The sequence below is a fragment of the Streptomyces sp. NPDC005263 genome, from assembly GCF_042872365.1.
Taxonomy (GTDB): Bacteria; Actinomycetota; Actinomycetes; order Streptomycetales; family Streptomycetaceae; genus Streptomyces.
In genome coordinates this window covers 337,931-351,042 of the sequence record NZ_JBIAKJ010000003.1, presented here as the reverse complement: position 1 = coordinate 351,042, position 13,112 = coordinate 337,931, and the positions used below count along the sequence as shown (strand labels likewise).

Here is a 13,112-nt window from a genome sequence, read left to right as displayed (position 1 = left end):
TTCACGCCCCGGGATACGGGGAAGTGTACGAAGCGGCCGACCGTCAGCAACGATACCGGCACACCGGACGGCCCCCACGGGACGGGGGCGAGGGCGGAAGGTAGCGTCTGGGGCGGGCAGGTTCGGGAACGCGGTCGCGGTGTGGTGCGTTCTTTGAACGACAGCTCACGCCAGCCAGCCGTATCACCTAGGGGAAGACGCTCACTTGATGCCGGACCGCCGTCTGCGACGCCTCACGCTCCCCCCGCAGTCACCGCAGGGAGGGGAGCGCATCGGCGTGCTGCTGCGGGAGCGCCCCACCTCTCCCCCCGACGCCGCGGGCACCCCGTCGGGCGGGGGCGCGGGCGACCAGGACCGCGGCGGCGGGTCGTCCCAGGAACACGGCGGTGGGTCGTCCCAGGGCGCCGACGGTGGGCCGTCCCAGGGCGCCGGCGGCGGGGAGGACCGGGGCGCGTCCGGGGACACCCGGGGCGACAACCCCTTCGCCGCCCCGCCGGAGGGCACTCCGGACCGTCCCTGGCAGCCGCGTCGCCCGGCGGACGGCGAGGGGGCCGACGGTTCGCAGGGGGCTCAGGGCGGCCAGGGCCCCGGATCCGGCGATGACGACTCCCCCTGGGGCAACCAGTGGAGCGACCAGCAGCCCGGCCGTTCCCCCGGCGGCTTCGGTGAGCGTCTGGGCGGCGGCGGTCAGGGGACCGGCCCCGAGGGCACGGGCGGAGGGGGCCCGGGCACGGGCAAGGGCACCCGGTGGGACCCGACGGACCCGGTCCAGCGTCATGCGCGGTACGCCCTGCTGAGCGGCATGTGGGCCTTCTTCTTCGCCATCTTCAGCTTGCCCTACCTGGCCCTGCCGCTCGGTGCGCTGGCCATGTACTGGAGCATCAGCGCGCTGCGCGCACAGCCCCGCACCCCCGACCCGGACAACCCGGCCCCCGCCCAGAACGCCCGCTCCCAGACGACGTCCGCGGTGAGTGGCCTGGTCACGGCGTCCCTGGCCATCGTCCTGGTCGCCGCGGGCTTCACCGCGAAACTGGTCTACGCCGACTACTACACCTGCACGAACGACGCCCTGACCAACGCGGCGGAGAAGTCCTGCGCGGACCTCCTCCCGAAGGAACTGCGCGGCGTACTGGGCACGGACAACTGACGCCTGAGGCCCGGCACACCTACACCCCGGAGCCAGGCTCCGGCGGCTCCACCGGGAGGAAGTCGTACGGCTCGTCGTCGGTGTCGTCGGCGTAGGCCACGTACGTGACCTTCGGGGCGGCGTACACGACGGGCTCCTGCGCGCCCCCCGGCTCCCTCTTCGACTCCGCTCCCGGCCGCGCCCGAGGCTTCCCGATCGTCGCCGTCGCCTCGCGCTCCTCCGCCCCGCCCCGCCCCCGGCACCGCCACATCCGCACCACCCACGCCACCGGCACCGCCAGACCCGTCGTCCACAGCAGCGCCGCCCCTCCCGCCTGCCACCACACCGGCCCGAAGCGGGACAACGCGGAGACACCGAGCGGCCCGCCCGCCAACGCGGCCAGCCCCGCGAACAGCCCCGCACACCACACGGCGGCCACCCCCGCGGTCAGGGCGGTACGGCCACCCGACCAGACCCCCACCGTCCGTTCGACACCGTCACCGTCACCGACCACGGCGGCCGCCTGCCCGGCCCCGGGGCCGCCGCTCGTCGCCCCCCGCCCCGTGTACCACCCGACCGTCAGCCCCGCCGCCACCGGCACCAGGGCCGTCGCCCAGTTCACGGGCGTACCGGCCCCGGCGTCCGGCACCGCCGCCAGCAGCGGGAACGGCGGCAGCAACGGCGCGGGCGCGGAGGCGAGCGGGCTCACCACATGGCCGACGCCGAGCGTGAAGCCGGGCCCGAGCCCGTACGCCGCCGCCCACACGGCCGCGTTCGGCAGCAGGGCCAGACACAGCAGCAGCACCGCGAACCGGCCCGACCACCCCTCCGTCAGGTGCAGGAAGGTCCCCCACGCCGCCCCGCCGTGCCACACCAGCGACACCGCCAGCGCCAACGCCCCGCCCCCGACCAGCACCGCCACCCCGGCGCCCGCCGCACGCCCGGCGACACCACGACGCTCCCGCGCCGCCGGCTCGAGGGCCCGCTGCCGCATCCCGTCCGGCACCCGCGCCAGCAGCCTGTCCAGCAGCGCGGGCGGACAGCCGTACGCCCTCCACACCCCCCACCCTGCCGCGCCCATCACCGTCAGCGGCAGGCACACCACCGTCCACACCCACGCGGGCCGCAGAGCACCGCCCGACGTGTACACCGCGGCGGCCACGCCGACGGCGAGGTAGCCGACGACGACCCCCCGCCACGCCGTCCGCGCGTCTACCGGCGGCGGCCCCTCGACTCCCCCAACTCTCCCGATCCCCCCGAGGTCCCCGATGCTCCCGGGGTCCTCGCCTCCATCCGCCGCGTCCCGCACCGCCCGGTGCACCAGCCAGACCGGCAGCGCGAACAGCAGGAGCGGGGTGACGCCCACGGGCGCCGGGACGCCGGAGTGCGTCTCGGGGCGGACCAGTTCGGCGCCGTGCGCCAACAGCCAGAGCGCGGCGGCGACGTGCAGCGCGCCGCCGGGCCCGCTGTCGGGATACGGCGAACTGATCCACAGCAGCATCACGGGCGAGGCGAACAAGCAGAGGCCGAGGCCCGCGGCGACGATGCCGGCCAGCAGGGCGGCAGCCTCTCCGGGCGGTCGGTCGCGCATGCGGGTGAGCAGGGACGACAACAGCGGTCGGCAAGCGGTCATCTTGATCACGACCGTCATGGTCCCAACGACACGCGCCTGATCGCCGTAACAGGCAAACCCTGGATGTGTCGCCCAATATATGTTTATGTACTTTTTCGCCCGAAGGGACCCCCGGTGACGCGGAGCCCCGCGCCTGAACCGGTCGCGGACTCCCCCACGCTGACGCCCGCTCAGGCCTTCGACGCGTTGTACGCGTTCTGCGCACCCGCCCTGGTCCGGCAGGCCTATCTGCTCACCGGGCGGCGCGAACTCGCGCGCGAGTCGGTCGAGCGGGCCTTCCAACTCGTCTGGCAGCGCTGGCCCGAGGTGGCCCGCGACCCGGACCCGGCGGGCTGGGTGCGGGCGGCGACGTACGACTACGCGCTCTCCCCCTGGCACCGGATCCGCCCCCGCTTCCGGCGCTCCGAGCCGCCCCCCGCCGACGCCATCTCCCGCACGCTGCTCGACGCGCTCCTCAAACTCCCGCCGCCGTACCGTCGCGCGCTCCTCCTCTACGACGGCGTCGGCCTCGGTCTGCCGGAGACGGCGGCGGAGACGGAGGCGAGCACACCGGCGACGGCGAACCGGCTGCTGCACGCGCGCGAGGCGATTGCCGCGCGTCTGCCGGAACTGGCGAACCCGGCGGAGCTGCACCGGCGGATGGCCGAACTGGCCTCCCTGGAGCGGCCGCGCGCCGCGAGGCCTCCGGCGGTGCGGACGGACAGTGAGCGCCGGGCCGCCTTCTGGACCCGGGCCGCCATCGCCTTCACCGTCACCCTGATCGGCACGACGGCCCTCGCGATGCGGACCGCTCCGACGCACTACGAGCCACCGGTCGCGCCGGGCACGATGGTGCAGGGCGTACCGCCGAGGGTGGCGCCCGGCTCGCTGTCGCAGAGGGAGCTGGCGCTGCGGGCGAAGCTGCGGCAGGGAACGGCGAGCGGACCCGAGAGACTGCTGCCGCAGCCGCGTTGAGCGGGGCGGAGGCAGGTTGCGCCGGATTGCGCCGGGCTGAGCCGCGTTGCGCCGGGCTGAGCCGGGCTGAGCATGCGGAAGGGCCCGCATCCCCGGTGAGGATGCGGGCCCTTCCGTTGCGGGTCGCGTCAGCCGGCGAGGATGGCGCGCGCCAGCTTGGCCGTCTCGGTCGGCGTCTTGCCGACCTTGACGCCGGCGGCCTCGAGGGCCTCCTTCTTCGCGGCGGCCGTGCCGGAGGAGCCGGAGACGATGGCGCCGGCGTGGCCCATGGTCTTGCCCTCGGGCGCGGTGAAGCCCGCGACGTAGCCGACGACCGGCTTCGTGACGTTCTTCGCGATGAAGTCCGCCGCACGCTCCTCGGCGTCGCCGCCGATCTCACCGATCATGACGATCAGGTCGGTGTCGGGGTCGGCCTCGAAGGCGGCCAGGGCGTCGATGTGCGTGGTGCCGATGACCGGGTCGCCACCGATGCCGACGGCGGACGAGAAGCCGATGTCACGCAGCTCGTACATCATCTGGTACGTCAGCGTGCCGGACTTCGAGACCAGGCCGATGCGGCCCGGCTTGGTGATGTCGCCCGGGATGATGCCGGCGTTCGACTGGCCCGGGGTGATGAGACCGGGGCAGTTCGGGCCGATGATCCGGGTCTTGTTGCCCTTGGACACGGCGTACGCGTAGAACGCGGCCGAGTCGTGGACGGCGATGCCCTCGGTGATGACGACCGCGAGCGGGATCTCGGCGTCGATGGCCTCGACCACGGCGGCCTTGGAGAAGGCCGGCGGCACGAAGAGGACGGACACGTTCGCGCCCGTCTTCTCGATCGCCTCGGCGACCGTGCCGAACACCGGGATGTCGGTGCCGTCGATGTCCACGGACGTGCCCGCCTTGCGCGGGTTCACGCCACCGACGATGTTCGTGCCGTCGGCCAGCATGAGCTTGGTGTGCTTCATGCCCGTGGAGCCGGTCATGCCCTGGACGATGACCTTGCTGTCCTTGTTGAGGAAGATAGCCATGGCTGTGTCTGTCCCTCTTCCTTACTTCGCAGCCGCGAGCTCGGCGGCCTTGTCGGCCGCGCCGTCCATGGTGTCCACGCGCTGCACCAGCGGGTGGTTGGCGTCGGAGAGGATCTTGCGACCCAGCTCGGCGTTGTTGCCGTCGAGGCGGACGACGAGGGGCTTGGTGACTTCCTCGCCCTTGTCCTTGAGCAGCTGCAGCGCCTGCACGATGCCGTTGGCGACCTCGTCGCAGGCGGTGATGCCGCCGAAGACGTTGACGAACACCGACTTGACGTCCGGGTCGCCGAGGATGATCTCCAGGCCGTTCGCCATGACCGCGGCGGAGGCGCCGCCGCCGATGTCGAGGAAGTTGGCGGGCTTGACGCCACCGTGCGCCTCACCGGCGTACGCGACGACGTCCAGGGTGCTCATGACGAGACCCGCGCCGTTGCCGATGATGCCGACCTCACCGTCGAGCTTGACGTAGTTGAGGTTCTTCTCCTTGGCGGCGGCCTCCAGCGGGTTGGCCGCGTCCTTGTCCTGGAGGGCCTCGTGCTCCGGCTGACGGAACTCGGCGTTCTCGTCGAGGGAGACCTTGCCGTCCAGGGCGATGACGTCACCGGAGGCGACCTTCGCCAGCGGGTTGACCTCGACGAGGAGGGCGTCCTCGGCGATGAAGGTCTTCCACAGGGTGACCAGGACGTTCACGATCTTGTCCGCGACCTCGGCCGGGAACTTCGCGGCCTCGACGATCTCGCGGGCCTTCTCGGGGGTCACACCCTCGTTGGCGTCGATCGGCGTCTTGGCGACGGCCTCCGGACGGGTGGCCGCCACCTCCTCGATCTCCATGCCGCCCTCGACGGACGCGATGGAGAGGAAGGTGCGGTTGGTGCGGTCCAGGAGGAAGGAGACGTAGTACTCCTCCAGGATCTCCGGGGCCGTCTCGGCGATCATCACCTTGTGGACCGTGTGGCCCTTGATGTCCATGCCGAGGATGTCCGTCGCGCGGGCGACGGCCTCGTCCGGGGTGGCGGCGAGCTTCACGCCGCCGGCCTTGCCGCGGCCGCCGACCTTCACCTGGGCCTTGACGACGGACTTGCCACCAAGACGCTCAGTGGCTGCGCGGGCCGCCTCAGGCGTGTCGATGACTTCACCGGCCAGCACCGGTACATCGTGCTTGGCGAAGAGGTCCCTCGCCTGGTACTCGAACAGGTCCACGCGCTTCCGTCCCTATCAGTGATCTCGCGGTTCGTTGTCTGCGTGGGCGTGCCGCGAGGGCAACGTGACGTCCGCTGTCTGTCACAAGGGAGGCGCACACGGTGTCCGAGCGCGCGGCATGTCCGTCTCGCAGGTTATCGCTGCTTGCGGGGGGCCTCTAAATCGCGAGTCACACCTGAGCGGTGATACCTGTCACATGATGCCGCACTCACTGGCACGGGGTGCCGCATGTGAGGGGCTGGGGCGGCACTGGGGCCACATCGGGGCGGCGGGCCGAGGGCGGCACTGGGGCCACATCGAGCCGGCGGGCCGAGGGCCTCACCGGGCTGGGGTTGACCCGGTGAGGCCCCTTGAACGGCCCCTGCGGGGCGTGGGGCGGTTGATCCCCACCCCAATGGGGACCACCTCGCCCTGTCCGTGAGGTCCCGGCCGGACCGACCGACGGTTTTCGACCGGTCCGGGGCTGCCGCCTCACGGAGTTCTCAGACGTCCTCGGTCAGGAGTTCTCGGGACCCTCGGGACCCTTCATGGCTTCGAGGGCTTCCCTGGGCCCCTCCGGGCCCCTCCGGGCTCCGAGGACGATGGGCTCAGACGCTGTACGTGTCGCCGTGGTGCACGTAGCTCGGGGTGACCGACTCGGCGACACCCTCGGCCCCGGTGAGGGCGTGACCGGCGAGCGGGCCGGCCGTCGCCCGGACGGTGCCGGTGAGGTCCCGCGCCAGCGGCGCGACCTGGCCGACGGTCCCGTACGCGAACGGGCCCGCCTCCGCGACCAGGCCGTCCGCGAAGGGAGCGACCTCGCCCGTGACGCCGTACGCCAGCGTCGTGGCGCTGCCGCCGATGCCCTGCACCACCGGCTGGACGGTGTCGTCCACCGTGTCGTGCACGGTCCGGGTGACGGTGTCGACGACCGGCTGGACGGCGCCAGCGACGCCCTGACCGAACGGCGCCACCTGACCCACGACGCCGTACGCCAGGTCGGTCGCGTGACCGGCCACACCGTGCGCGAGCGGCGGCACGGAGCCGACCAACCCGGTCGCGACGGGCTGGACGTCCCGGGTGACGCCGTCCGCCAGTCCACCCGCGTCCGTCACGGCCTGCCCCGCGACCGGAACCACGCCGTGCACGGCGGTGTTCACGACCGGCGGCAGGACAGCGGCCGTGGCGCCGTCGGCGACCTGACCGACCAGACCGGTGGCGTACGGGGGAACGTCCGCGACCACGCCACCGACGACCGGCGTCACCGCGTGCACGGTGCCGGTGGCGATCGGCAGTGCTCCGTCCACGGCGGACCTCGCCACGGGCGGGGCGGCCGCGTCCACCGTCTGCCCGACGACCGAGCCGGCGGTGCCGGTGACGTGGCTCGGGACGGAGGAGACGGCGGTCTCGGCGGCCGTCGTGACGGAGGTCGCCGTGTCGTCGGCGGCGGACCGCGTCCGCTCCACCTCGGGCGCGAAGGCGGCGAGGGGGCCGAACAGGTAGTCGACGCCGTCCACGTGGGCACCGGCCTCGGGAGTGACGGCCGCGTCGGAGACGGCGCCGGTGGCCTTCGCCGCACGAGCCGCCTTGGCGCCCTGGATCGCGGCGGTGACCTTCGGGGTGGCCTTCGGGGCGGCCTTCGGGGCGGCCTTCGGGGTGGCGGTCTTCGCGTCGACGTCACGGTGGGCCTGGTGGGCCGCGCCGGTGACGGTGTCGAGGGTGCCGGTGACGGTGTCCGAGGTCTTCGTCACCACGTCCGTGGCGTTGTCGGTCGTCGCGTCCGGCACGGAGACGGGGGCCGCGGGCAGTTCGTCCGCGCTGGCGACGGCGGAGCCGAGCGCCCAGGCGCCGGTGACACCGGCGGCTATCACGAGGGAACGGCGGACGTTCGTGTTCAGACGGGTGTTCGTGTTCATGCGGATGTGCTTGTTCATGGCGTGCGTCAGATCCTTAGATCCACAGGGGTCCGGCGTTCCTCGACGGGAACCGCGGGACCTGGGAGGTTTGGGGACAATTCCGAAGGCATGCGTCCGGAGATCGGAGGGGGATCCGGACGGGGCGGGCAGACCTGTGTCCGCCCCCGCGCGGCAGGTCTGCGGCGGGGGAAGGGGTCTGGCCTAGGCCGGAGAGACGGGAATGTCCCGGTGCCTGTCCCGGGTGCCGTAGGCGTCCGCGCCCACGGTGGCTCCGGGCGCGAGCCGCAGCGGCGCCCGGTGGTCGAAGGTGACGGCGTGCGCGTCGCCGCCGTGCCGTGGGGTGCCGGTACCGCTGTCGCCGGCCGCCTTGCCGCTCGGCACACCACCCGGGTCCTGCCTGGGCCCCTGGGGCGCAGGAGCGGGCGCGGGGTGGGCGGCCCGGTGCACGGGACTCTGTGTCGCGACGCCGGTGACGCCGAAGTCCGTGGTCGACCGAGGCCCGTAGGTGAGCGGGGTCTTCGCGTCGGAACGTCCGCCGGGGGTCTGCCCGTCCGTCGCTGTCGGCGCCGTGGGTGACGTCGACGAGCCTGGCTGTGGAGCCGACGTGACCGGGACCGGCAGCGTGTGCACGGGGGTCGACGGCGCCCCCGGAACCTGCGGAAGCCCCGGCACGGTCGGCGTGGGCGGCAGGGTCGGCCTGGACGGCACCGTCGGCGGAGCGGGGAGGGACGGGAGAGACGACAGGGGCGGAAGGGACGACGAGGGTGGGAGCTTCGGCAGGTCCGCCAGGTCCGCCAGGTCCGGCAGTTCCGAAAGTTCCGGCAGGCTCGCCGCGTCCGGCACGTCCGGCAGGCTCGCCACGTCCGCCACGTCCGCCACGTCCGGCAGAGCGGACCGGCTCGGCGGATCCGGCAGATCCGGCGCCGTCGCCGCGTCCGGCAGAGCCGGCGAGCCGGCAACCGAGCCGGACGGAGTGTGTGTCGCTCCGGCGACCGCACCGCTCGTCAACGACCGGGCGCCGCCCGCCGAAGCCGACGACGCCTCAGTGACCGGCGCGGGCACCGCCCCGTCGGCCGCCTGCGCCTGCTCCCCGCAGAGGAACCCGAGCGCGAACAACGCGCCCACCAGCAGCACCACTCGCAGCACACGCCGCCCGGCCGCCGTACGCATCACGCGCAGGGCGGCACCGGTGAGGGCGACAGACTGGATCAACTGGGTGTGGGTCCCTCCGCGCGACGGACAGTGCACGCCGTACGACTGTTTACGAAGTAAGCGGAGCGCCTCGCACCGCTGATGGTCGTCGATCCTCGCACGGGACTCCCGAGGTTGCGCAAGCCCCCCATTACCGATGGGTAGTCATGTCCGTTTTGGTGACCGAAGTCCGGACGGAATTCCGGTCAATGGGTCGACAAGTCGCCCTTCCGCGGGGGCCGTCACGCGGTCTCCGGTATCGGCAGGGGCCGCTTCTCGATCGCCGCCGCCATCACCTCCGGGAACAGGTCGGGCGTGCACGCGAAGGCCGGTGCGCCGAGCGCGGCGAGTGCGGCCGCGTGCTCCCGGTCGTAGGCGGGCGCCCCCTCGTCGGACAGCGCGAGCAGAGCCACGAACTGCACCCCCGACGCCTTCATCGCCGCGACCCGCTTGAGCATCTCCTGCCGTATGCCTCCCTCGTAGAGGTCGCTGATCAGCACGACCACGGTTTCCGCGGGCCGGGTGATCTGCGACTGGCAGTACGCCAGCGCCCGGTTGATGTCGGTGCCGCCGCCGAGCTGCGTGCCGAACAGGACGTCGACCGGGTCGTCGAGCTGGTCGGTGAGATCGACGACGGCGGTGTCGAAGACCACGAGCCGCGTGTTGATCGACCGCATCGACGCCAGCACCGCACCGAACACGGACGCGTAGACGACGGACGCCGCCATCGACCCGGACTGGTCGATGCAGAGAACGACCTCCTTCTTCACCGACTGCGACGCGCGCCCGTATCCGATGAGCCGCTCCGGCACGATCGTCCGGTACTCCGGGAGGTAGTGCTTGAGGTTGGCCGCGATGGTGCGGTTCCAGTCGATGTCCTGGTGGCGGGGCCGGTTGATACGGGCACTGCGGTCCAGGGCGCCGGTGAGGGTGGCCCGGGTGCGGGTCGCGAGCCGCTTCTCCAGGTCCTCGACGACCTTGCGGACGACTGCGCGTGCCGTCTCCTTCGTGGTCTCGGGCATCGCCTTGTTGAGGGAGAGCAGCGTGCCGACGAGGTGCACGTCCGCCTCCACCGCCTCCAGCATCTCCGGCTCCAGGAGCAACGCGGACAGCCCCAGCCGGTCGATGGCGTCACGCTGCATGACCTGGACGACGGTGGACGGGAAGTACGTCCGGATGTCCCCGAGCCAGCGCGCCACGGACGGCGCCGACGCACCGAGCCCCGCCGAACGGTCCCGGCCCTGCTGCCCCTTGTCCGCCTTCCCGTAGAGCCCGGCCAGCGCACCGTCCATCGCGGCGTCCCGCCCGGAGAGCGCGCAGCCCGTGCCGTCGGCCGTGTCCCCGCCGAGTACGAGCCGCCAGCGCCGCAGCCGCTCCTGCGCCGGGTCGACCGGCTGGGTCGTCGTGTACTGCTCGGCCGTCATCCCCGTACCTCCGTGCGAAGCCGTTCCCAGAGCGGGATCACCGGGACGGTCGTCGTCGGGCGGTCCTGCGCCCGCGCACCGCTTCCGTTGCCGACCACGCTCACCTCTGCGGCCCGCTCCCTCTCCCTCGGCCCGCTCAGGCAATCGGTCGTCATCGCGCCACCCCCACCAGGTCGTTGCCCGCCTGCTCTGCCATGCCGTCCAGCCCCAGCAGCAGCCGGACCACCGGCCGGACCGCGTCCGCGCGTCCACCGTCCAGCTCGGGTGCGAAGCCGGGGATGCCCGGCCCGGCCGCCGCCGCACTCGCCCGCCGGCCCGGTCCCCGCCGGATCAGTTCACCGAGGGTGCGGCGCACGCCCGGCTCGTACGCCGAGAACGTCCGCCGCAGCAGGGGCAGTACGTCGATGAACGCCTCCGCCGGCACGCCGGTCAGCCAGGTGTCGACCAGGCTGAGCAGCCGCTCGTCGTGCACCAGCAGCATCCCGCCGCCCGACCCGCCGCCGACGAAGCCCTCGATCCAGGCGGCCGCGTCTCCCGGCGGCGTCCCCGGCGACAGCACGAGCCCCATCAGCCGCGCCGCCTCACCCTGTGCCAGCTGCCCGCCGTCCAGCAGCAGGCGCACCGCCCGGCCCCGGATGACACCGGGCACGGTGTCCCGCCCGGACAGCACCCCGAGCACCGCGTGCCAACGCCCCCGCAGGTCACCGTGGTCCGGTGCGCCGGCGTCGTCCAGCAGCCCCACCGCCCCGTGCACCGCGTCGACATGGCGCCGCATCTCGTCGGCCGCGTCCGTGTCGAGCGCGGCGCAGGCGGGCGGCAGTCCGACGAAGATCCGCTCGGCGAGGCCCGCGGCGACCTCCGTCAGGGCCGCGGTGTCCGTGCCGCGTACGTCGCCGTACCGCAGGGAGCGGACCAGCGCGGGCAGGGCCTGGGCGAGGTGGCCGACGTCGGCGTCGAGGGCCGCCCGGTCGGCGAGGACCCGCATCACCGTGGGGAGCGCGTCCGGCAGTTCGGCGAGCAGACAGCGCTCGGCGAGTGCCGTGACATCGGCGAGGCCCCGCGCGGCGACCGCGTCGGACTCCGCCCTGGCGGTCGAGGCACCGAGCACGGTCGTCCCCCACACCCCCGCCTCCGCGACCCGCACGACCAGCTCCGGCTCCCACCTCAGCCGCCATGTCTCCCGGAACGTGCCCGTACTGCCGCGCGAGGCGACCGGCTCCCCCCAGGCCACACCCAGCAGCCGCAGCCGGTGCAGCAGCCTGCTGCGCTCGGCGTCGGTGTCCTTGCGCAGGTCGAGCTCCAACTCCCGTTCCCGCGCCTCCGGTTTGAGCCGCAGTCGGCGCTGGATCCGGTCGAGGTCACGTTGCAACGGCACCGCGGGCGCCGACGGCGGTACCTCCCCGAGCACGTCCCCCACGACGAGCCGGTCGTGCACCAGAGCCAGCGGTACGTCCGAGCCGTCGCACATCACCGCCCGCACGGCGTCGGTCGTCTCGCTCAGCCCGGCCAGCGGACGCCCCCGCATCGCCGCGAGCGTTCGGGCCAGCCGGACCGCCTCGATGACGTGCGCCGAGGAGACCATGCGGTCCTCCTCCCGCAGGAGCCCGGCGACCTTGGTCAGCCATCGCTCGACCGGCCGGTCCGGCGCCCGGAACAGATGCCCGTACCAGCCCGGGGAGTCGATCCCCGCGCCGTACCCGCTGTGCCGCGACAACCTGCGGTGCGTCCACGGCACCCAGGTCATGTCCGTCCTGACCTTGGGCAGTCCCTTCAGCAGCGCCTTGTCCGCGGCGACGGTGGTCCGCCGCCGCAGGGCCGGCACGTGCCAGGCGCCGCACACCACGGCCACGTCGTCCCCGAACCGGCGCTGCGCGTCCCGCATCTGGAGCCGCATGTACGCCTCCCGTACGAGGTCCCGGTCGTGGCCCCCGCTCCCGTACGTCTCCCGCAGCGCCCCCATGGCCTCCTCCAGCGCGACGAACGGAGCGAACGGGTCCGCCGAGCCCGGCCCCCGGTGTTCGACGACGTCCTCCCACCAGCGCTCGGCGTCGTCATAACCGGCGGCCTCCGCGAGCACGGAGAGCGGGTCCACCCGGACGTCGACGCGGACGTCCTGCTCGGCGTCCTCCCCCCGGGCCTCGGCCCCCTCGCTCACCTCCCCTTCTGGCTTCTCCGCCCCGGACTCCCCCGCGTCCCGCCCCCCCGCCAGCGTGTGGGTGGCCGGCAGGTCGACGAAGTGGGCCGGAACGTCGTGCTCCAGGGCCCAGCGGATGGCCACCCACTCCGGGGAGAACTCGGCCAGCGGCCAGAACGCCGAGCAGCCGGGTTCGTCGACCGCGTGGGCGAGCAGGGCGACCGGTGGCCGCATGTCCTCGTCGGCGGCCAGCGGGATCAACGCGTCGGCCTCGGGCGGCCCCTCGATCAGCACGACCCGCGGCCGGGCCGCGGCCAACGCCGCCCGCACGGCCCGCGCGGAACCCGGCCCGTGGTGCCGCACCCCGAGCAGCAGCGGCCCCGCCACCCCGGCCTCTCGCCCGCCGGTCTCCTCAGCGCCTGTCACTCCGCCCCCTCCCTTCCGACACCACAGCGAGTCCGCACCCGCACCCGCACCCGCACCCGCGCCTGTTGTCCGCAGCCCTGTCCCCGCCCGCGAACACCGCACCGAACTCCCCTGCC

9 protein-coding genes are annotated in these 13,112 nt (G+C 73.5%); 2 read left to right on the top strand and 7 right to left on the bottom strand.

The genetic code is table 11. The features are described 5' to 3' along the window. The first annotated feature begins 208 nt into the window (after positions 1–208). Positions 209–1,147, top strand: a complete 939-nt coding sequence (locus ACFYRY_RS15205; protein WP_389144533.1) for a hypothetical protein — start codon at positions 209–211, stop codon at positions 1,145–1,147. A 19-nt stretch (positions 1,148–1,166) separates the two neighbouring features. On the opposite strand, the gene ACFYRY_RS15200 is transcribed toward ACFYRY_RS15205, so the two are convergent. Continuing rightward, on the bottom strand, positions 1,167–2,777 hold the full coding sequence (locus ACFYRY_RS15200) for a DUF6350 family protein (RefSeq protein ID WP_389144530.1): 1,611 nt from the start codon (positions 2,775–2,777) through the stop codon (positions 1,167–1,169). A 45-nt stretch (positions 2,778–2,822) separates the two neighbouring features. On the opposite strand from ACFYRY_RS15200, the gene ACFYRY_RS15195 reads away from it, so the two are divergent. Then, on the top strand, positions 2,823–3,713 hold the full coding sequence (locus ACFYRY_RS15195) for an RNA polymerase sigma factor (protein WP_389144527.1): 891 nt from the start codon (positions 2,823–2,825) through the stop codon (positions 3,711–3,713). Positions 3,714–3,841: 128 nt separating this feature from the next. Here ACFYRY_RS15195 and sucD read toward each other — a convergent pair whose 3' ends face one another. The 6 genes from sucD to ACFYRY_RS15165 form a co-directional block, all read right to left on the bottom strand. Continuing rightward, a complete protein-coding gene (sucD, locus tag ACFYRY_RS15190) occupies positions 3,842–4,726 on the bottom strand; it encodes a succinate--CoA ligase subunit alpha (RefSeq protein ID WP_356768305.1) in 885 nt (294 codons plus the stop codon). A gap of 21 nt (positions 4,727–4,747) precedes the next feature. Next, on the bottom strand, positions 4,748–5,926 hold the full coding sequence (gene sucC, locus ACFYRY_RS15185; RefSeq protein WP_389144524.1) for an ADP-forming succinate--CoA ligase subunit beta: 1,179 nt from the start codon (positions 5,924–5,926) through the stop codon (positions 4,748–4,750). 587 nt (positions 5,927–6,513) lie between these two features. Continuing rightward, a complete protein-coding gene (locus ACFYRY_RS15180; RefSeq protein ID WP_389144521.1) occupies positions 6,514–7,839 on the bottom strand; it encodes a hypothetical protein in 1,326 nt (441 codons plus the stop codon). 183 nt (positions 7,840–8,022) lie between these two features. Further along, positions 8,023–9,033, bottom strand: a complete 1,011-nt coding sequence (locus tag ACFYRY_RS15175; protein WP_389144518.1) for a hypothetical protein — start codon at positions 9,031–9,033, stop codon at positions 8,023–8,025. Between the two features lie 221 nt (positions 9,034–9,254). Continuing rightward, the gene (locus ACFYRY_RS15170; protein ID WP_389144516.1) at positions 9,255–10,436 is read right to left on the bottom strand and encodes a VWA domain-containing protein; all 1,182 of its coding nucleotides are present in this window, start codon (positions 10,434–10,436) and stop codon (positions 9,255–9,257) included. A 151-nt stretch (positions 10,437–10,587) separates the two neighbouring features. After that, on the bottom strand, positions 10,588–12,996 hold the full coding sequence (locus tag ACFYRY_RS15165) for a DUF5682 family protein (RefSeq protein WP_389144513.1): 2,409 nt from the start codon (positions 12,994–12,996) through the stop codon (positions 10,588–10,590). Positions 12,997–13,112 lie beyond the last annotated feature (116 nt).

Excerpts from the sequence above, each read along its gene's own strand:
- ACFYRY_RS15205 (WP_389144533.1), top strand. The coding sequence starts at position 209 with ATGCCGGACCGCCGTCTGCGACGCCTCACGCTCCCCCCGCAGTCACCG.
- ACFYRY_RS15200 (WP_389144530.1), bottom strand. The coding sequence starts at position 2,777 with ATGACGGTCGTGATCAAGATGACCGCTTGCCGACCGCTGTTGTCGTCC.
- ACFYRY_RS15195 (WP_389144527.1), top strand. The coding sequence starts at position 2,823 with ATGTGTCGCCCAATATATGTTTATGTACTTTTTCGCCCGAAGGGACCC.
- sucD (WP_356768305.1), bottom strand. The coding sequence starts at position 4,726 with ATGGCTATCTTCCTCAACAAGGACAGCAAGGTCATCGTCCAGGGCATG.
- ACFYRY_RS15180 (WP_389144521.1), bottom strand. The coding sequence starts at position 7,839 with ATGAACAAGCACATCCGCATGAACACGAACACCCGTCTGAACACGAAC.
- ACFYRY_RS15170 (WP_389144516.1), bottom strand. The coding sequence starts at position 10,436 with ATGACGGCCGAGCAGTACACGACGACCCAGCCGGTCGACCCGGCGCAG.